This window comes from bacterium (assembly GCA_022763185.1).
Classification (GTDB): domain Bacteria; phylum Bdellovibrionota_G; class JALEGL01; order JALEGL01; family JALEGL01; genus JALEGL01.
Map to the genome: position 1 here is coordinate 24,567 of JALEGL010000006.1, position 18,556 is coordinate 43,122.

An 18,556-nucleotide genomic window follows, 5' to 3' on the forward strand; every position below is an offset into this window, starting at 1 on the left:
TAAAAAATAAGTTTGTACATAAGTTGACATGGAAAAAAACCATGGTATAAGCCATGTTCATTCAATGATGCGGGATGGAGCAGTCTGGTAGCTCGTCGGGCTCATAACCCGAAGGTCGTCGGTTCAAATCCGGCTCCCGCTACCAAAACGAGAATTTCATAAAAATACAAATCGTTAGAATAAATCTGTCGTCGGTTTAAAGCTATGCTTATGATGAACAAGCCGTAGGCGCCGTGAAGAATTAGCATAACTTATGGCGATGCCAAAGGCATCGGCCAAATCCGGCTCCCGCTACCAATTCCGATCATTTTCCATCAGTTCAATCATGCAAATTACGGGTTATTCGCCCTTCGGGCTCAACTGTTTTTTTGTGTTGCCTCCGGCAACATGGCGAAGGTCTTTGTGCATGGGCTTCCAACTGGATGAATGTGCATGTGCGGGTTGGGTTTGGGCCAAGCCCAAACCAGGCACCTGGTTTTTGCTGGTTCAAATCCGGTTTTTTGGTAATAATTATATTTAAATGTATGACTTAAAAACAGATCAATCCCATAACGAGAAATTTGCAGATGAATATTTTAGAGCAGCTGAAAACCTAAAACAAAATAGTGAAAACTTAAGTTTAATTTTAAGACCGACTTTGTATCTTTATAGGCACAGCGCAGAGTTATACTTAAAAGAATGTATCAGAATTAATAAGATGCCCTATTCAGATCAATTATATAAAGACTGGATTAGATGTAAAAAACCAATTCATGAACGTATGTATTATCCAAATAAAAATTTAAAGGTTTCACGCTTAGACTACATTAAGGAGCTAAATACACATAAACTTTTAGATCTTTGGAGTTGGTTAAAACCAATTCTTAAAGAATCTGAAATAAATTATCCTTTATACATTGAAAATCTTTTGAAATATGTAGATAGAATCGATGGCGATGGCCAAGCGCATAGATTTCCAGTTAAAAAAATTGAAAAAAATCGTTTAGTGTCAAATGCTTCTAAAGATCCTGATCTGAAATTATTAAATAAAAATGAAAGATATATTGCCATGGTGCAAGCTACACAAGGATTTGAAAGTACAAATTTAGATGTTAAAGTACTTATTCCAGTAATTTTAGCAAAACATCACAAACTCATAGTCATGTTGCGGGATATATTACAACTTTCTAGAAGATCTAGTTAAAAATTTATTCGCTGTATTGTGAGTTGTTATATTTTCTATAATTATCAGGGTTAATTATTGTTTTAAAAGTTTATATGTATTGATATATAAATATAATGAAAATTTTTAAAATAATATCATTAAAGTTTTTTATGTTTTTATTTATTTTAACAAATTCAATTGTTCATGCAGATAACAAGCATTCTGGTAAAATAAAAATAATGACATTGAAGGATAATGACGGATATTCTTATAATTATGGTAAACCAAAATTAAGAAATGATCTTTTAACATCAATTACTAAAGAGTTTTCGAAGAAAAAAATTGCTGAATCAATTAAAGATGTAATCAAATTTGTTGAAGAAACAATAAAAGATACATGTGTTGATAGTGTCGAAATTGCGGTTAGTATAAACACTGAAGGCAAAGCTCAGTTAGTATTTCTTGGTCTTGCTGGAAGCATTAACCTAACAGTTATCAATTCTCAAAAAAATAAAATTTGTAGTCAATATTAACTGTTTAATAATCAAAAATTTGATTAAGTTTCATTTTAAAATGAAAAGAAAAGATAAATATTTAAACCATTCAGTATTCAGTGACTTAAGAGAGGTTATAACTTTTTATGATCTTCTCGGATTTTCTGTTATGAGTTTTTTCAGGGGGGGAACAGGTTCTGTAGTCAATTTTGATACATATATTTTTAGCTCAGTTAAAAACACCCTTGAATCAATAGAATTAACATTAGAACACGGTAAGATAGGAGATGCGTTTACTCTTTTAAGAAAATATCATGATTTGTCGATTCTGAGTATTTATTTAAACACCTATCTTTCTGAAAAAAGTGAAAATTATACATATAATAATATTATTGATTGGGTGAATAACAAAAAGAAATTACCTGAAAATACATATAAAACTATGTTAAACTATATTGAAAAATATGAAAAATTAAAAAATTTAAAAGTTCTTTTGAATAAAAGTGAAATTTATATTGATATTAGGAAAAGGTGTAATGACCATACTCACCTTAATTATTTAAATAATATTTTAATCAATGATAATGAGTTTCATTTTCAAAAAAAAAGTAGATATTTAGATTTGTTTAGAAATGATTTGAAAAATATTTTTGTTTTATTTTTTTCATATACGTTTACACTAAATGAAAGGTATATGAATTCTTGTGATTATATAGACTGTTTAGATATGAATATAACTCCTGCAGATGGTTCAGAGTATTGGGTTTCTGAATATGTCCAAAACATTTTTTCAAAAATGATCGAGCCATCATATCCAGAAATTGCAAATTTTATTAAAAAACAAACATCTATGGATTTAAAGTAGATAATTCAGGAATTCCAGGGATAGCTGACTGAATTACAATAGAATTAAGGTAGCTGTCCCTGGAACTACAGAGATAACTTTCATATTTTGCTATTATGTTCGGGTTCTGAGCCCTTGGGCTCAACTGTTTTTTGGTGTTGTCTCCGGCAACATGGCGAAGGTCTTTGTTTATCAAGCTCCTTAGTATCTAATTTTTAACCCATATTTAGGCTTGTGTCTCTTGTAAGTATGTTCATATAACTTCGGTAAACAAATTTTCGATTTCTTTTTTGATTGGTTGTTTGTTCAAGAAGCTTTAACTCTAATAAAGTTTTTATAGCTCGGTTTAAGGTATTTTGATTTGATCCTTCTATAGTTTTAGCTAGCTCGGGGACAGTTAAGATGGGAAACTTACAGAAGGCTTCAAATACTTGGAGCACTTTTTGTGAAGCAGATTCTGTATGAAGGGTTGCCCTATCTTTGTTGTGAAGATGATAGATGTCTTTAGCTGCTTGTTGAGCTATTTCAGAAGTTTCTATGATGCCTTGTAAGAAAAATTGTATCCAAGATTCCCATTCTCCTTTACTTCTTATATTTGTTAATTTTTGATAATATTCAGTTCGATTCGCTTTAAAAAAATAGCTTAAATATACAAGAGGCTTATCTAAAATTTCCCAATGACAAAGCAGTAAAGTAATTAGCAACCTTCCAAGCCGGCCATTTCCATCTAAAAATGGGTGGAGTGTTTCAAATTGAGCATGAATCAACCCTGCCTTGATAAGTTTAGGCATTTCATCATCAGTATGAATGTATTTTTCCAAATTCGACATGCCTTCAATTGAAGCTTCAGGGGGAGGTGGAACAAAGTTGGCAGACTCTAAGGTAGCGCCTGGAGAACCTATCCAATTTGGGCTTTTTTTAAAGCTACCGGGATCTTTAGTTTGACCTCGTACGTCTTGAAGTAATATTTTATGCGTTTCTTTTAAAAGTCGATTGGAAATGGGAATTTTATGCACTCTTTCTAAGGAATAGTTCATTGCATTAATATAATTAGATACTTCAGTAACATCTTGTTGGTTGTGCCGTGACCCATCGTTATCTTCATCTAAAATATCTTCAAGAGAGCATTGTGTCCCTTCAATTTGAGAACTCAGTAAGGCTTCTTTACGAACAAATAAATACACAAAAAGATCTGGATCCGAAATGATAGATGTTACTCCTTTTAATTCACCAATAGCTCTAGAAGCTTTTCCATGAAGAGATATAATCTCTGCAGTTATTTTTAGGGGAGGGTTCTTTGGAGGAAGAGGTTCTGGTAAAAAAGAGTAGTAGCCACTTGGTTGTTTTACCACGCGTCCGGCTCTATTAGAGATATATTCTTTTGGATTCATGTAATTGAAGCCCTTTTTTAATTACATTTTATGCTTATTTTCTAATTATAATATGTTTTAATTACATTTTAACCTTATTATGTAATTAATAGCAATGTTAAATTACAAATTAATTCTGTAAGTGATTGGTTCTGATGATAATTGACGATTCCTTGAATTTATTAAGAATACATAGTGTGTCCCACGATTTACAGTTTTGTTTGGTTTTAAACCCGGTTTTTTACAACATTGATGCATTTAAAATATATACTAACTAGTATCACAGGGTACTTTCCCTTCTTTATCTGTTAAAATCAATCATGCTTAACTCAAAAAAAAGATACTCTTTAAACTAATTCCGGGGACAGTCGACTGAACTTTAATTATGATAACTGTATTGGTTTTTTTCTTAAACTTGTGTGGTTAGCCAAAGAGTTTTCGAATCTTGGGACACACTATGTATTCCTAATTCAGATCCATAGTTCTTACTAGGAATACACAGGGTGTCCCACGATTCCCACTATTCAAAGGAATTTAAAAGTGAAAATAAACCCTAACGGGATGATTTAAGTATAAATAGCGACTAAAGAAATCTAATAAACCCGATCGGTTTTATTTTTTTAAAAATTCCGGGGACAGTCGACTGAATTACAATTAGAATTAAGGTAGCTGTCCCCGAAACTAATGAAGAATACCTAGTGTGTCCCACGATTTCACGATTTAAAATGAAAAAGATAAAATTGATTTAATTTATAGCCAATGCATAGAAGCCAAATAAGCTTTTACATTTTATACAAAAAATAAGGTGGCAATAAGGTAAGCACAAGTAACAGCAGTTATTGCAACAATAAGGTTGGGGACCAAAAACGAATGATTAATAACCCATCGTCCTATGCGTGTGGTTCCCGAGCGGTCAAATTCAATGGTTGCAATCTGACTTCCGCTGGCTGGAAAAAAGTGAATCCCTATCACAGCCATCCACATTGCAACGATGTATGCTGGGGGTATATTCATAGCCAATGCAATAGGCACAATAATAATGGTTGTACTGGATTGGCTGGTGGTTAAGGCAGCTAAAATATAAAAAGCAATGCCCAGAATAAACACATTTTGTGCTGCACTGGCTTGCATCCAGCTTGAAAATAGCTCTTTATGTGCTCCCACAAAGGTATTGGCCATCCACGCAATTCCCATCAGAGCCAAGACGGAAACCATACCTGACTGAAATACTTTTGTAGATGGAATTTTTCTAACATCAACATGACACAGTTTTATTATGGCAACAGCAGCGGCCATCATCACCATGGTAATCAGCAAGGTCATTTTGACTGGCTTAAATTCATTTTCAACAAAGATCTGTGGACGCAAAGATTCAAAAAAGCCAAACACAACAACAATGACCACCGCCCCTATAAACAACCATGTGCTCCATTTGGCTTGAGTTGAAACTTCAGACTCTTTGCTAAGCTGGGCGGGTTTTTTGACTAAGCCCTCTTGCAAGCGTTTTTGATAATGAGGATCATCTTCAAGCTCTTGACCACGCATGTTCTGTATAAAAGCTGCAACAAAAATTGCAATGATGGTTGAAGGTAAAACAATAAGCATAATAGAGCCTAAACTAAAATTAGAGGGGGCTAAAAACCCGAGCATGATGGCCATTGCTGCTGAAACAGGTGAACTGGTAATTCCAAGCTGTGACGCTTCTGGAGACAGTGCCAAAGGACGCTCAGGACGAATACCGTTTCGGTATGATATTTCTTCAATTACCGGTAACAAAGAATAATACACATTGCCTGTACCTGCCCCAATGGTAAAAAGCCACGATACATATGGCGCTAAAAATGTAATGTAGCGCGGATTCTTTTTTAAAATACGCTGTGCAATGTTCACCAAATAATCAATACCACCGGCAACTTGCATGGCCCCAGCGCCTGTAACCACAGCAAAAATGATACTCATGGCTGATATGGGAAAATCACCCGGAGGCAAATGGAAAATGCTGCTTAATAAGATAACGCCTATACCGCCCCAAAGACCAACGGCTACTCCACCCATTCGGGCGCCAATCCCTAAGCAAATGAGCACGGTAAGACCTTGTAAAGCAACAGAAATAAGTTCCCAATCCATGCAAAAAACCTGACATATTAAAGTGTTTTTATCAAGCTTCTTGAGCCATTAAAATCATGGGTTATTTTACAACCATAATTCCGGGGACAGTCGACTGAATTAGATAATTCCGGGGACAGTCGACTGAATTAGAATTATAAAAATAAAATATTTACGGCAGCTGTCCCTGGAGATACAGATGTTTTATTGAAGGAAGAAGTTTTTTCTATTCCAAGAAAGTTTAAAAATTTCCAATTGTTGTTTTTTCGCATCGTCTAAAATCCATGGGGATGCTTCTGCAGATATTGAAGTTCCTTTTCAATCCAGGGACACACTGTGTATTCCTAAGTTAGTTCAATCGTTCATATTAAGAACATCTAGTGTGTTCCATGATTCAGACTGTCCTCAGAACTTTTACGCACGTTTTTCATGAAAAAACCTATTTACGCACATTTTTCATGGACTGCGCACGTTTTTCATGGAATACTGCCTATATGATAACAAGAGCTTTACCAGAGACTGACGCTTGTTTAGCAGGCTATTCATACCTCATTAGTCATTATGAGCTTAAAGTTCCTGTGCCAGTAATTCTATCGGCTATTGGACAAAAACATACAAAATACGAAACAGATACCTGGCACGTTTTTACACCTCGCCATGCGCCAGACGAGAATTTATACGGGCATTTGACCTTTGCTTTGCGTTATGAAGGTATTGATCTTGCCATTTTAAATGCTCTGTTTCATAAAATATCACCAGCTGAAATAGAACAAATTGTAAAAAATGAACCAGGAGGAAGCTATGCTCGCCGTATATGGTTCTTATTTGAATATTTAACAAACAGTGAATTGAATATTTCTAATATTAGTAGACGTAGATATATCGACCTTGTTGATCCCAAGATTCAATATCCCGGACCGTCCCGCCAATCTAAGAGGCATGGCATAAACAATAACCTCCCCGGTGTTAAAGACTTTTGTCCACTAGTGCGCCGTACAGAAAAGCTGGATGCTTTGATCGGTCAAGACTTGTCTCAAGTGGCATTAGACAGTGTTGGTGCAATTCACCCAGATGTTTTGATGCGTGCGGCTAGTTTCTTATTACTCGAAGATTCAAAAGCGTCATACGCCATTGAGGGAGAAACACCCCCTCATAATCGTGCTGAACGCTGGGGACGTATTATCGGTCAAGCAGGGAAAGCGCCTTTATCAAGGTTTGAGCTGGAGCGACTGCAAAAAGAAGTCATTGTTGATAGCCGTTTTGTTCAAATGGGCTATCGTGATGAAGGTGGCTTTATCGGTAGTCATGACCGCTCAACAAACATGCCGATTCCAAGCCATATATCAGCCAAACATCAAGATTTAGACGCATTAATGAGCGGGCTTATTGAGACTGCAGAACTTTTGAGTGATAGTGATTATCCTCCTGTATTGGCGGCCACACTTATTGCATTCGGCTTTGTCTTTATACATCCTTTTGAAGATGGGAATGGTCGTTTACACAGGTATTTACTGCATCATGTGTTGATTGAAACAGGCTTTATCCCAAAGGGACTGGTATTTCCTGTTTCATCTGTTATCTTAAAACGCATGACAGATTATGTCACGGCGCTTGAAGCATATTCGAAACCACGTTTATCTTTTGTTGAGTGGCGTTCCACAGATAAAGGTAACGTTGAAGTACTTAACGAAACAATTGATCTCTATCGCTATTTTGATGCGACGACTCAGGCTGAATTCTTTTATGAATGTGTACATGAAACAATCACCCAAGCTTTGCCCGACGAGGTTAACTATCTCCAGCAATATGATGAGATGAAAGCATTTGTGAATAGCTACATTGATATGCCAGATCGTACAGCAGATCTTTTGATACGCTTCCTTCATCAAAATGATGGAAAATTATCCAACCGCGCACGCAGTAAAGAGTTCTCTGCTCTGACAGATGAAGAACTTCAGGTGTTTGAAAACAAGTTTGAAGAGATCTTCAAAGCATAAAAAACATTCACAAACAACATTGAGTTTTATTTTTCTGGATGTAATTCCGGGGACAGTCGACTGAATTAGAATTATAACAAATGAAAATAATAGTTACGGTAGCTGTCCCTGGAGATACAGATGTTTTATTGAAGGAAGAAGTTTTTTCTATTCCAAAAAAGTTTTAAGAAGTTTTGGGGACAGTCAACTGTCCCCAAAGTGGATGACTATAATTATGTCAAAAACTTAGTGGTTTAGTTTTTTAACTAAAATTTATAACCTACTCTGAAGCCACTTAAAATACAAAGACAATAGATGGTTGTCTCATAAATATCTAATCTTTCTTATAGTACTTTACAACAACATAGGGTGCTATATTGCTATCGGTAACAGTGTCGGTATAGCCTGAGATTGCACTGGAGTTGAAAATGGTATCCGAGCCAGTAACATTTCCAATGTAGTTATTGGCTGCGGTGTTTGATGTAGCAGAGCCATCCAATGGAATGGAGTTGGTGAACTCCCAGCCGCCGGTGTCACCCAACGTTCTTGCTGTAAGCGCATTACCATCCATATCTGTGTTACCGGAACCTACACCCAAAACAACTCTTCCTGCCGCATTATTATAATCTGACCATCCGTCTGGGCAAGAAGACAAATTAAAAGGCAGTATGATGTTTTGGTTGAATGAATCTAATCTTACTTCAAAACCGCAAGCAGATGCAAAAAGTGTCATCAAACAAAACAATAAGTTGAATATTTTTATGGCTAAAATCCTTTTGAATAAGTGTGTTAAAAATTGAATTGGGCTTGAATTAACTCAATACTTTGATTAAGAAATTATACAGCATTTATGCTAAATCAAGAATTTGAATAACTTATTCCTAATTTAAAATAAAGTGTATTTCTGCATTTGGACCTTAAATCCTGAAATTTTAAGGACATGCGTCTCATAAAAATGGATGCAACCCTAAAAAGCATGGGTGACTGTATAAATATAGTTAATGAAATAATTAAAAATATAAAATTATCATATATTAAGACATGTGCTAGATTGCCCACATGAGATGGTTGTTTGTAGGGGTATTCATCATGTCATCTATGCTGCAGGCGCAAACGCAGTATGTAAGCCGTCAAGATCTTATTACTCAAAGAGCTTTGCCCCAAGGCTGCGGTCATTTAATTACCTGGTCTAAAGATGCGCTGATTTACACGGGCAAAAAAAATTTGAACCTTGCCTCCGCATCGCATAGAAATTTTAATCACGCACCAGGCTCTAATTTTGAGCGCTCCACCGCCGGGCATTCAGCTTTACTTTTAAAGTACGACAATGGCGATCAAGACTATATCAGCTTTTTTCCTAAACATGGTGGGGGGTCTATCTTCAGTGAAGAGGGCAAGTTTACAAGCTTCAAGCACAACATGAATTACTATTATGAAAAGAACGTTGCGGTGACCTCGTTTAAACTTTATGAATCAGCTTACAACGTTTGTACGGCCGATTATAAAAGAAAAACAAACACCTTCAATGGCTTAACGTATAATTGTACGCACAGCGTTTTGAGTTTTTTACAAGAGGAGCTTGGCATAGACCTTGAGGATGATTTTTTTTCAACACCGCATGGTTTGAAAAAGAGACTGGAATACTTTTTAAAACAAAACCCACACTATCTTTGTGATCAAAACTCAATGACCAGCCATTGAATAAAGAGTAAGCGCTGAGCACCATCAGCTATAAATGATGCACAGGCCTTGGTAGATGCTTCTGCCGTTTAAACGCTTGTTGATCTGAGAAAAAAGTACCCGGTTACTCTGGGGAACACTATAGTTGAGGTGCCAGGCATATTTTTGTAACATGCTGCATTTAAAAAAGACACCTGGCACTTTAACTCACACAAAGTGTAGAGCAATCATCACCAGTTGCCAGAGTTTTGCATGCTGGCCCAGGGTTCTTGGCTGGGTAATGGCTTGCCTTTTTGTAACAGTTCAATAGATATATTGTCCGGTGATTTGATAAAAGCCATGTGGCCATCTCTGGGCGGCCTTAAAATTTTAATGCCTTTTTGTTGCAACGATGCACACATGTCATAGATATTATCTACGGAGAAAGCCAAATGGCCAAAGTTTCTGGCGTTGCCATAGTCTTCAATGCTATCCCAATTGTAGGTGAGTTCAATTTCTGCATCACTGTCAGGGGCTTTAAGGAACACCAAGGTAAACTTGCCTTTAGGTACTTCTTTACGGCGAACTTCTTCTAAGCCCAAGGCATCAATATAAAATTTTAAAGAGTCTTCTAGATTAGATACGCGAATCATGCTGTGTAAAAATTTTATCATACTTGATGTTTAACTGATTATGATTAAAAGTTCATGGTTTTTTGTTTATGTTGTGCGATCTAAAGAAACACACGGTGTTTTTAACTCAAGTCAATGGTCATTATTAATGAGTAAGTAGCGTGTCTTGTAATTTAATATAAAATACAAAAAGCCGGATTTAAGATCCAGCTTTTTAATAGTTATTATTGATTAGTGTCTAAAAAACTAAAGAATAGTTGTTTCTAGGTTAATCTCTGCCTTGAACAGTTTTGACACCGGACAGCCAAGCTTGGCTTTATTGGCTAGATCTTTAACCTTACTTTCTTCTGCACCTGGAACCTGTGCTTTTAGATTTAATTGTATTTTGGTAATGCTAAAACCATCATCCATTTTCTCCAAAGTGACATTGGCAGTGGTTTCTAATTTTTCAGCACTTAGGCCTTCTTCCTCAATAATTTTGGCCAAGGCCATGCTAAAACATCCAGCATGGGCAGCGCCAATCAGCTCTTCAGGGTTGGTACCGGGCTTATCCTCAAAACGGGTATTGAATCCATAAGGCTGGTGAGCTAATGCTCCACTCTGGGTGGAAACCGTACCTTTTCCATCTTTTAAGCCCCCTGTCCACTGTGCTGAACCTTTTTTATGTATAACCATGTTAACAACCTCCATCTATTTTAATCATTTAAAGCTTAAATCTATCAGAGCTTTATTCTTTTTCATCTAACTTAAGTTATTTTATCCCTATTTGTTTTGACTGGATGGAAACGGAGACTTATATCATTAGGTTGTTAAACTGGGATGATTGATCATGATGTATTCTATAATTGATATTGAAACCACGGGCTCGTTTTCTGGCCTTCATAAAGTAACAGAAATTGCTATTATTGTATTTGATGGCAATAAAATTGTGGACTCCTACCAAACTCTCATTAATCCGCAGCGCAATATTCCTAGTTCTATCACCCGTTTAACCGGCATCACCAATGCCATGGTTTCCAGTGCACCTCCTTTCTATAAAGTTGCAAAAAAAATTGTTGAAATGACCCAGTCCTGCGTCTTTGTGGCTCACAACGTAAACTTTGATTACAATATCCTTAAAAGTGAGTTCTCAGACTTAGGGTATAACTTCAAAGTTAAAAAACTTTGTACCGTGCGTTTGGCACGTAAAGCACTGCCTGGACATGCCTCTTACAGTTTAGGTAAAATTTGTAAGGACCTAGGCATTGAAATCAGTAACCGACACCGAGCCATGGGCGATGCCAAAGCTACCCTAGAGTTATTTAAAAAGATTCTTACTCAATTGGGGGAGGACCAAGTTTTTAATGCTTATCAAGAAGCTGAGTTACAACTTCCACAACAACTTAATTATTCTGATCTTGAAGACTTACCGCAAGAGCCGGGTATTTATTTTTTAAAAGATAAAGAAGATTGTATTATATACATTGGTAAAAGCATCAACATTCAAAAAAGAGTAAAAAGTCATTTTAAGTTTAAAAACGGTCAAAAGAAAGCTCAACGTATATTTGAGGAAACTTTCAGTATCGATTATATCCTAAGCGGAAGCGATCTTGCAGCCCGTTTATTGGAATGTGAGATGATCAAAAAGCACAGACCTCGCCATAATCGCTCACTCAATCGTGCAAGGTTCAGGTACTGCTTGGCACTAGAAGCCGATAAAGCTGGGTACCTAGATGTTAAAATAAGATCGAACTCGCAGCTGAACTTGTCTTATAAACATGAAGAAATAAAGTTTTTTAGTAAAAAAACAGCCAGCTTGGCAAAGCTTGAGATTTACAAAAAAGCTTTTGGCATACACTTAGAGCACCCTAAGTACTCAGGGGCCATCGACCAATTAAAGGCTACTTTAGACGCTTTACTTTACAATAAAAAAATTGAACAGCAATTTGAAAAGTACTTTTATCCGCATTCAGATTTTGATGTTCGTTTAAAGGGAAGGGATAAAGATGAACACGCTTTGATAGAATTTCGTGATCATCAAATTCAATCTTTATCGTTTATTAAAAATCAGCAACATGTGCAACAGTATAAACTGAGTGAAAATAGTGACATGAAAAATATTTTTTTAAGTATATACAATAAAAAAAAGCTAAACCTTGTTAAAAAAAGTACAGCAGATACCCAATTAAATTATTTTTGAAAAATGAACCAATGACTTTGGAGAAGTCAATCGTTGTGGGAACAGTTGACTGAGTTTATTAAGTGTGAGTTAAGAAATTTTATTGAAAAATTGTCGAACACAGGGGGCATTTTTATGTTCATGACTTTGAACAATGAAAGTTAATTTTGTGTCCTTCAGGGTCCCTAAAATAAGCACAATAATAACCAGCACCCCGTATGCCCGGCTCTCCTTCATTTGTTGCACCTAGTTCTAAAGCTTTTGCATGGAGTTTGTTGACGTGCTCTGGAGACGAAGCTTGTAAGGCTATCATAACACCATTGCCTACGGTTGCTACATTACCATCATATGGGCTTGTGATTGAAAATATGGGTGTTCCTTCTTTTGTTTGCCACGCTTTAGCTGTTGGCGTGTCATAAGACTTTTTTGCTCCTAGCAAACCAAATAGAGCATCATAAAAATCACCTGTTTTATCTATATTATTTGCACCCAATGTAATGTAACCAATCATAAATAGTCTCCTTTATAAGGCATTAAACTTACCGAATGTTTTTAAATGTAAGCAAGTATTTTTTAATAAACATATAATCGATTTCATAAATAATTTAAAAATATGCCTTGAACTTCTTTCAATAGGTTATAATTAGAGGAGTGTATGTATCTAGTGATGGAGAAGTAAAATTAACGCCAGGTATTTATGAAGAGGAGAATAAACAGCTTCTAGTTTTAAAAAATTTTTATCGTTGTTTAAAGTTCTGGAGACTCACAGCCTCTATTATTTATCATTAAAACTTGTATATATTTTATTAAAAATCCATTGTGAAAAGTATCCAGTTGATTTGTCAACTCCAGGTACACACGATACATTCTTTAGCTGATTGAAATAATTTTTTTCAAGAATACATTGTGGTGCTCCACAATTGAATTATTAACAAGCAATTCTAATTATTTCACGAGTTAACTAAGATTACTTTAGATTAAAAATACCTAGGTTTATAGATAGTATCCTTACTAAAGTTAGTAGGCAAATTTTGAATTTAAAGCTAGTTATTAACAAACAAAATAACAAGGAGTGTTTATGCTTAAATTAGCTATTTTTTTCTTTATCATATCTTTAGTTGCTGCATTATTTGGTTTTACTGGAATTGCTACTGCGGCGGCAGGAATTGCCAAAGTTCTTTTTTTCATTTTTCTGGTTTTATTCATTCTTTTTGGTGTATTGGCTTACAAGGCAACCAAAAAAATAACTTCATAACATGCTCAGCCATACTAACTTGTATCTAAAAAAATAAAGGAAAAGTAATATGATTAAACATCTACTTTCATTATTAATTGGAATAGTTTTGTTTGCTACAAATTTATTGTTAGCAAAAGGCGTATATGCAAACTATGATTTGCAGGTAATGGATAAAGGTAGCATGCTTGTCGGTGAAATTGTTACTTTTTATGATAATGAAAAAATGAGGATGGAAATTGCTTTAAATAGAGGTAAAGAGCCACTGGAAAAAATCATACATATTGTGGATATCCAAAAAAATAAAAGCTACACACTATTCAATGAAAGTAAAACCTATGTAGAGCTTAAGTATCCAAAGTCTAAAAAAAATACACTTGAAAAAAAATACAAACCTAGCAATCAAACTAAAACCATTGCCGGCTTTTCTTGTGAAGTGTTTGGTAAAATAAAAAAAGATTTTGTAGAAACTGTCTGTATTAGTCAGGAGCTTTATAATAAGCATAAAAATTATAGGGAAAGTTTTAGACATATTGGCCAAAAGCAGTCTTATTATATGAATGATATTAAAGGCTTTCCATTGGAGTACCAGATAACAGTTGATGGAAAAATCCAATCTAAGTTCAAACTTAAACAGCTAAAGGAAAAAAATATCAAAGCTCAATTATTTGTGATCCCCAAATTTTACAAAAAAATAGAGAGTTTAAAGAAAAAAGCACTCTAAAAGTATTGATGCATAGTATAGTTGGTATTCCATGTTGAAGCGCAACGCGTTGTATGTTAGGTCTTCAAAAATAAAATACTTTATGAAAAACATAATTATTGAGGGATAGTATGAAATTTACTTATAGTATCAAGTGTTTAAGCTTTATAACGGCTTTGTTTTTTGGAGAGATCTGTTTTGCACAACAGTCAAATTTAATCAAAGATTACAACACTATATCACAAACCTTTGCCTGTGCTGTTGTACCAGAAGGCTATACTGGAAAGATAGATCAAGATAATGTTTTTGAACAAAGTTTTCTCATTGATCGCCATAACTCAGATCATCAAGGAGATATCACAAAGGATTATAGCTATAGAGTTGAAGATAGGTATTTAAGCTTTCCTCATCTTAAGTTTTATTACTTTCCTTACAATGGTAACTATTTTTCTTGGGCAAGCAACATGCGTTGGGGAGGTTCTAATGTCCCTGATAAAGACAACCCATTTTATGTTGATACTCGTGAAGGTAAACAAATCATTCAACTCATAAGTTTGGACATGCAACTAGCGAGAATACCAAGAGGTACACGTAATTTAAATAATGAAAGGAATTTTACACCTGTTGCAATGGTTAAGTCTCACTGTGAGCATCATTTTGAACAAGAAGAATTGCAACATTTAAATGAGGGGTCAAGTTTATCAAATACATCAACTTGGACTGAAAATCGCCAAAACATGTTACCCGCAATGGTTAATTATAATTTAGTTGCAAGGTTTCACTATAGAGATGAGCCAAGTAATTTTATTGGTATCGAGAGTGTTCTCAAAGGTGATATTGATCTTAAACAGAATGGAAGTTTAATAGGAAGAGGTGGCTCTATTGATCTTGAAGACGCCACGTTCAATCATAGTATTTCTGTTGAAAACATTTATCAATCACAAGCTTTTACAGATGAAGCTTTAAAGCTTTATTGGTGGCAGTTTACAGCCATACCCTTTTTTAAGAATTACAAAAACTCAGCATTTACAGATCCTGGATTTTATTTAAGCTTAAATGAAGAAGAAAAAATATTATTAAATTGGCAGTTAAGAACACATCAAAGGGTTAATGAACAAAGTTTTAAAATTAAATCCAGTTCGGTTACGGTTTCTGAACCTGGTTATGAACCTTGGGAACTCCCTGCAAATAGATCATTAAGAATTACCGATGAGTTTGGTTATGAAAAAGCATCAGGAACAGGGTCTGTTAGTTTTACTTTTGATGAACGTATTTATGTCAATAATGATGTTTATCAATTAAAATGTAGTTGGTGGCCAAAAGACTTAATTATTAAATCAACAAATAGTAATAAAGGTCCTTTAGCCAATCAATCATGCAATTGAATACGTTTTATACGGTTAGGTGCATATTGTTAGTCAATAGAAATATCAATCGTTTGTATTTTAAATAAATACCTGTAAGGTATTGTTTTTGACATTTTATTTAAGGAGAATCACTATGATACGCTTTATGCACATTATTTTACTATTGCCTAGCTTATTAAGCTCTGTATATGCCAATGGTGTAGTGGTAGACTATACAATGATCATTAATCAAGCCCAGCAAAATATGAGTGGAAGCATGAAAGCATTTTACCAAAATGGAATGACCCGAGTTGAGATGAATATAAAAAATATGCCTATGGGTAAGATGATTCATTTGAGTGATGCTAAAAAAAAGACGAGCTATACGCTATTTCCTGAAGAAAAATCTTACATAGAGAATGCTATCCGTCAGAGCTCTCAACATAAAAGTAAACATAATTTTAAACCCACAAAAGATAAAAAAACCATTGCTGGGCATAAGTGTCAGGTTTATGAGAAAAAAAGCCGGACACAAGATGAACAAGTATGTTTGAGTGATGATTTGTATAAAAAATACAAATCCATGATGGCAGCATTTTATAGCAACAAAAAAAACAACGTTCTGCCAGAAGATATACAAGGTTTTCCTCTAGAATTTGAATCAAAAAAGAACAATAAACTTGAAACCCAAGTGCGCGTTATTTCACTGAAAGAAAAAAATATCAAAACATCAATGTTTACACTTCCTAAAGGTTACAAAAAAATGAACAGCGCCCCTGTAGCAGATCAAGATATGGAGGATATGAAAAAATCTATGATGGAGGCCATGAAAAATGGTGGCATGGATGCTAAAAAAATTGAAGCAATGAAAAAAATGGCTGAGGAGATGAAGAAAAAATATCAAAGCCAATAATACAAAAATTAAACGTTTAGTAGAAAGCCATAGTTATCATTAACTGTATATTACAGTCTTACTGTAGTGAAGAGTCAACCGAAGTGTTTTTTTAAGCATAGCAAAATATTGGTTGAGGATGTAAAAAATCTAACTTTTCTTAGATCAAGATTAAGGGACAGTTTGAAATAAATGTGTATCAAAGAATTATGCATAGAGTGTTAGCTACGTCTTGTATAAATTTAAAAATAAATTAAATATATTGGTAAGAATAGATTCAAAAAAAAGGCACCTTACAAGGTGCCTTTTTGGGTTAGAGTTAAATGTTGCTCTTATAAGTCAAGAAAGGGAACGACACGGTCATAGTCAGTGCCACATAAATTGCCTGAGAATTCACCAACAAAATAAAATTCAGCAATAAGTGCAATGCTGTCAATATTGATTCCACAGGTTCCGTTTTCTACTTCATCACCACTGACTTCAAGAGAACCTTTATATTCTGAATCAAAACTTCCAGTTAAAATACCTTCTTCACCATCATTAAAGCTTTCGATAACGGTATCTGTTTTGACTTCAAGTGTGCCATTAACAGTCATTTCTTCTTCTGAGGCTGTTTCTATTACGCAATCGGTAAAAACCACTTCATTTAGGTCAAAGGTTCCATCAAACTCTTCTTGCTGTTCATTTACTTCATAATTGACAACACCTTTAACGTCCATGGTCCCGCTAATAGGGCAGTCGATTGAGTCGTCGATGTCTTCCTCAAGTCCAACAAAAATAAACCCTTCAGAAGGGAAGAGGCTAGCCATAAGCAGTAGCTGGGCCATTGCATTTTGTTGCTGAGAGTTTAGGCTAGTGGTAGAATCAAAATCAGAATCACCACAAGAGGTTAATAATAGGGCAATAAATAATGTGTTTATGTATAAAATAAGTTTTTTCATAGAAGTAATTCTGTACTAATAAATATAAAATGGCAAATTTATGTAGAGGGGGTTATTTTTTTTTAGTTGTGTTGTATCAATTTATCATGTGATGACTTTAAATGTTTGATGTATGGCTAAATTAGATTATGATAAGCCTATGAATCTATTAAAAAATATATTTTTTGGCTTGTTTTTTTTAAATGTTATATTGACACAGGCTTTTGCTGTGCCATGTTCACAAGGTACGTTCAGTGCTGATGGGCATGAACCCTGTACCAATTGCCCGGTAGGTACTTTTGCATCGGAAGAAGGTGCAACTCAGTGTACGCCATGTTCTCCTGGAAGTTTTAGCTCAGAAGAAGGTCAGATCGAATGTATTTTATGTCCTATTGGCAGGTTTCAACCGGATTCAGGTCAAAGTTCATGTTATGGTTGTGCACCAGGAAGTTTTGCCAATTTCATGGGCAGTATCACCTGTACCCTTTGTCCTGAAGGTTATTTTCAAGCCAATTCTGAAGCAATGCTCTGTTACGAATGCGAACCTGGGAAAGTGAGTTTAGCTGGAGCTAATGCTTGTGTAGACACACTTAATGCTTCAAGTTGTCTTGATGGGCAGTATGAATCTGGTATGGGCTGTGCCGATTGTGATCCTGGAACCTATGCTCAAGCGGGCGATGGTTTTTGTAGAGTGTGTGAGTCTGGAACTTTCTCTGATCAACCTGCTGCCAGCGTTTGTGAAGAGTGTCAAAAGGGGACATCTTCAAGTTTTGCTATTGGTAGAACAGATTGTACCCTCTGTTCGGCAGGGACGTTTGCTGAAGATACAGGTTCTCCTGGTTGTGAAGATTGCCCTGAAGGCACAAAAGCAGCAGCGGGTTCCTCTGAGTGTGTTCCTATAAAATCTAAAAAAGGTGGTTGTCAGACAAGTGATGGACATATTTTACTTGTATTATTGGCACTTGTTCTTTTCCAATATAAGCAAGGTTTGAGCTTGCAAGTAAAAAAGTCAAACTGATTAAAGACATTGTAATTATGCAGTAGCATTGCTTCAAATTAATTTTAGTAGAAGGCTTCT

The 18,556-nt window shown here is 35.2% G+C and carries 18 protein-coding genes and 1 tRNA gene; 12 read left to right on the forward strand and 7 right to left on the reverse strand.

Features of this window, described 5'->3' with window-relative positions; genetic code table 11:
• Nucleotides 1–68 precede the first annotated feature (68 nt).
• The 4 genes from MRY82_02745 to MRY82_02760 all read left to right on the forward strand — a co-directional run bounded on the left by MRY82_02745 (nucleotide 69) and on the right by MRY82_02760 (nucleotide 2,503).
• Nucleotides 69–145: transfer RNA gene (locus tag MRY82_02745), tRNA-Met, on the forward strand.
• 375 nt (nucleotides 146–520) lie between these two features.
• A complete protein-coding gene (locus MRY82_02750; protein MCI5071848.1) occupies nucleotides 521–1,183 on the forward strand; it encodes a hypothetical protein in 663 nt (220 codons plus the stop codon).
• Between the two features lie 95 nt (nucleotides 1,184–1,278).
• On the forward strand, nucleotides 1,279–1,677 hold the full coding sequence (locus tag MRY82_02755; protein ID MCI5071849.1) for a hypothetical protein: 399 nt from the start codon (nucleotides 1,279–1,281) through the stop codon (nucleotides 1,675–1,677).
• 40 nt (nucleotides 1,678–1,717) lie between these two features.
• Nucleotides 1,718–2,503, forward strand: a complete 786-nt coding sequence (locus tag MRY82_02760) for a hypothetical protein (GenBank protein ID MCI5071850.1) — start codon at nucleotides 1,718–1,720, stop codon at nucleotides 2,501–2,503.
• A 194-nt stretch (nucleotides 2,504–2,697) separates the two neighbouring features.
• On the opposite strand, the gene MRY82_02765 is transcribed toward MRY82_02760, so the two are convergent.
• Both MRY82_02765 and MRY82_02770 read right to left on the reverse strand, forming a co-directional pair.
• On the reverse strand, nucleotides 2,698–3,873 hold the full coding sequence (locus tag MRY82_02765; protein MCI5071851.1) for a Fic family protein: 1,176 nt from the start codon (nucleotides 3,871–3,873) through the stop codon (nucleotides 2,698–2,700).
• 768 nt (nucleotides 3,874–4,641) lie between these two features.
• Nucleotides 4,642–5,979: an anaerobic C4-dicarboxylate transporter family protein gene (locus tag MRY82_02770; GenBank protein ID MCI5071852.1), complete on the reverse strand. Its 1,338-nt coding sequence runs from the start codon at nucleotides 5,977–5,979 to the stop codon at nucleotides 4,642–4,644.
• Between the two features lie 368 nt (nucleotides 5,980–6,347).
• Here MRY82_02770 and MRY82_02775 point away from each other — a divergent pair, with 368 nt between their 5' ends.
• Complete coding sequence (locus tag MRY82_02775) at nucleotides 6,348–7,955, forward strand: Fic family protein (protein ID MCI5071853.1); 1,608 nt, start codon at nucleotides 6,348–6,350, stop codon at nucleotides 7,953–7,955.
• Between the two features lie 313 nt (nucleotides 7,956–8,268).
• Here the strand turns inward: MRY82_02775 and MRY82_02780 are convergent, their stop codons facing one another.
• Entirely contained in the window at nucleotides 8,269–8,667 is a 399-nt protein-coding gene (locus tag MRY82_02780; GenBank protein MCI5071854.1) for a hypothetical protein, read from the reverse strand.
• 326 nt (nucleotides 8,668–8,993) lie between these two features.
• Here MRY82_02780 and MRY82_02785 point away from each other — a divergent pair, with 326 nt between their 5' ends.
• Nucleotides 8,994–9,635 (forward strand): hypothetical protein, encoded by a 642-nt coding sequence (locus MRY82_02785; protein ID MCI5071855.1) that lies wholly within the window; start codon nucleotides 8,994–8,996, stop codon nucleotides 9,633–9,635.
• A 209-nt stretch (nucleotides 9,636–9,844) separates the two neighbouring features.
• Here MRY82_02785 and MRY82_02790 read toward each other — a convergent pair whose 3' ends face one another.
• Nucleotides 9,845–10,264, reverse strand: coding sequence for a VOC family protein (locus tag MRY82_02790; protein ID MCI5071856.1), 420 nt, complete (start codon nucleotides 10,262–10,264; stop codon nucleotides 9,845–9,847).
• Between the two features lie 207 nt (nucleotides 10,265–10,471).
• Nucleotides 10,472–10,900 carry an OsmC family protein gene (locus MRY82_02795; protein ID MCI5071857.1) on the reverse strand — a complete coding sequence of 143 codons (429 nt, stop codon included), beginning with the start codon at nucleotides 10,898–10,900 and terminating at the stop codon, nucleotides 10,472–10,474.
• Nucleotides 10,901–11,054: 154 nt separating this feature from the next.
• Between MRY82_02795 and MRY82_02800 the strand changes: the two genes are divergently transcribed.
• On the forward strand, nucleotides 11,055–12,404 hold the full coding sequence (locus MRY82_02800; GenBank protein ID MCI5071858.1) for a GIY-YIG nuclease family protein: 1,350 nt from the start codon (nucleotides 11,055–11,057) through the stop codon (nucleotides 12,402–12,404).
• Between the two features lie 118 nt (nucleotides 12,405–12,522).
• Here MRY82_02800 and MRY82_02805 read toward each other — a convergent pair whose 3' ends face one another.
• Nucleotides 12,523–12,894, reverse strand: coding sequence for a VOC family protein (locus MRY82_02805; protein MCI5071859.1), 372 nt, complete (start codon nucleotides 12,892–12,894; stop codon nucleotides 12,523–12,525).
• Nucleotides 12,895–13,461: 567 nt separating this feature from the next.
• Here MRY82_02805 and MRY82_02810 point away from each other — a divergent pair.
• The 4 genes from MRY82_02810 to MRY82_02825 all read left to right on the forward strand — a co-directional run bounded on the left by MRY82_02810 (nucleotide 13,462) and on the right by MRY82_02825 (nucleotide 16,579).
• Complete coding sequence (locus MRY82_02810) at nucleotides 13,462–13,638, forward strand: DUF1328 domain-containing protein (protein MCI5071860.1); 177 nt, start codon at nucleotides 13,462–13,464, stop codon at nucleotides 13,636–13,638.
• 49 nt (nucleotides 13,639–13,687) lie between these two features.
• Nucleotides 13,688–14,341 (forward strand): DUF4412 domain-containing protein, encoded by a 654-nt coding sequence (locus MRY82_02815; protein ID MCI5071861.1) that lies wholly within the window; start codon nucleotides 13,688–13,690, stop codon nucleotides 14,339–14,341.
• 110 nt (nucleotides 14,342–14,451) lie between these two features.
• A complete protein-coding gene (locus MRY82_02820; protein MCI5071862.1) occupies nucleotides 14,452–15,705 on the forward strand; it encodes a hypothetical protein in 1,254 nt (417 codons plus the stop codon).
• A gap of 127 nt (nucleotides 15,706–15,832) precedes the next feature.
• Nucleotides 15,833–16,579 carry a DUF4412 domain-containing protein gene (locus MRY82_02825; protein MCI5071863.1) on the forward strand — a complete coding sequence of 249 codons (747 nt, stop codon included), beginning with the start codon at nucleotides 15,833–15,835 and terminating at the stop codon, nucleotides 16,577–16,579.
• Between the two features lie 311 nt (nucleotides 16,580–16,890).
• On the opposite strand, the gene MRY82_02830 is transcribed toward MRY82_02825, so the two are convergent.
• Entirely contained in the window at nucleotides 16,891–17,499 is a 609-nt protein-coding gene (locus tag MRY82_02830; protein MCI5071864.1) for a hypothetical protein, read from the reverse strand.
• Between the two features lie 112 nt (nucleotides 17,500–17,611).
• On the opposite strand from MRY82_02830, the gene MRY82_02835 reads away from it, so the two are divergent.
• The gene (locus MRY82_02835; GenBank protein ID MCI5071865.1) at nucleotides 17,612–18,496 is read left to right on the forward strand and encodes a hypothetical protein; all 885 of its coding nucleotides are present in this window, start codon (nucleotides 17,612–17,614) and stop codon (nucleotides 18,494–18,496) included.
• The last annotated feature ends 60 nt before the right edge of the window (nucleotides 18,497–18,556 follow it).

Bases quoted from the DNA above. Each gene is read 5' to 3' on its own strand.
- MRY82_02750 (MCI5071848.1), top strand. From the start codon at position 521: ATGTATGACTTAAAAACAGATCAATCCCATAACGAGAAATTTGCAGAT.
- MRY82_02755 (MCI5071849.1), top strand. From the start codon at position 1,279: ATGAAAATTTTTAAAATAATATCATTAAAGTTTTTTATGTTTTTATTT.
- MRY82_02760 (MCI5071850.1), top strand. From the start codon at position 1,718: ATGAAAAGAAAAGATAAATATTTAAACCATTCAGTATTCAGTGACTTA.
- MRY82_02765 (MCI5071851.1), bottom strand. From the start codon at position 3,873: ATGAATCCAAAAGAATATATCTCTAATAGAGCCGGACGCGTGGTAAAA.
- MRY82_02770 (MCI5071852.1), bottom strand. From the start codon at position 5,979: ATGGATTGGGAACTTATTTCTGTTGCTTTACAAGGTCTTACCGTGCTC.
- MRY82_02775 (MCI5071853.1), top strand. From the start codon at position 6,348: ATGATTCAGACTGTCCTCAGAACTTTTACGCACGTTTTTCATGAAAAA.
- MRY82_02780 (MCI5071854.1), bottom strand. From the start codon at position 8,667: ATGACACTTTTTGCATCTGCTTGCGGTTTTGAAGTAAGATTAGATTCA.
- MRY82_02785 (MCI5071855.1), top strand. From the start codon at position 8,994: ATGAGATGGTTGTTTGTAGGGGTATTCATCATGTCATCTATGCTGCAG.
- MRY82_02795 (MCI5071857.1), bottom strand. From the start codon at position 10,900: ATGGTTATACATAAAAAAGGTTCAGCACAGTGGACAGGGGGCTTAAAA.
- MRY82_02800 (MCI5071858.1), top strand. From the start codon at position 11,055: ATGATGTATTCTATAATTGATATTGAAACCACGGGCTCGTTTTCTGGC.
- MRY82_02805 (MCI5071859.1), bottom strand. From the start codon at position 12,894: ATGATTGGTTACATTACATTGGGTGCAAATAATATAGATAAAACAGGT.
- MRY82_02810 (MCI5071860.1), top strand. From the start codon at position 13,462: ATGCTTAAATTAGCTATTTTTTTCTTTATCATATCTTTAGTTGCTGCA.
- MRY82_02815 (MCI5071861.1), top strand. From the start codon at position 13,688: ATGATTAAACATCTACTTTCATTATTAATTGGAATAGTTTTGTTTGCT.
- MRY82_02820 (MCI5071862.1), top strand. From the start codon at position 14,452: ATGAAATTTACTTATAGTATCAAGTGTTTAAGCTTTATAACGGCTTTG.
- MRY82_02825 (MCI5071863.1), top strand. From the start codon at position 15,833: ATGCACATTATTTTACTATTGCCTAGCTTATTAAGCTCTGTATATGCC.
- MRY82_02830 (MCI5071864.1), bottom strand. From the start codon at position 17,499: ATGAAAAAACTTATTTTATACATAAACACATTATTTATTGCCCTATTA.
- MRY82_02835 (MCI5071865.1), top strand. From the start codon at position 17,612: ATGGCTAAATTAGATTATGATAAGCCTATGAATCTATTAAAAAATATA.